Source organism: Pseudoalteromonas sp. UBA2102 (genome assembly GCF_002331165.1).
Classification (GTDB): Bacteria; Pseudomonadota; Gammaproteobacteria; order Enterobacterales; family Alteromonadaceae; genus Pseudoalteromonas; species Pseudoalteromonas atlantica.
Window position 1 is genome coordinate 3,008 of sequence record NZ_DCYU01000035.1, and the last position, 265, is coordinate 3,272.

Annotated in this window: 1 protein-coding gene; it reads left to right on the forward strand. The window is 45.3% G+C overall.

Annotated elements, in window-relative coordinates; all coding sequences use genetic code 11:
- The coding region (locus B2R65_RS04175) for an MBL fold metallo-hydrolase (RefSeq protein ID WP_349676056.1) at positions 1 to 265 on the forward strand (265 nt) is incomplete at both ends.

Sequence of the window (265 nt, forward strand, 5' to 3'; positions counted from 1 at the left end):
CAGTGTACGGTCCTATAAACAGTCCGTTTGCGGGGATCACCAATACACTGGTTGATGGCGATAGCATTGAGGTATTGGGTACGCGTTTTAACATTATTACCACCCTTGGCCATACGCTTGATCACATTTGTTATATTCATGAAGAGTTGGCTTTTACAGGTGATACCCTTTTTAGTGGGGGCTGTGGGCGATTATTTGAAGGGACGCCAGAGCAAATGTGGGAGTCGTTTAATAAGCTGCGTGAGCTACCTAAAACCTGCAAAGT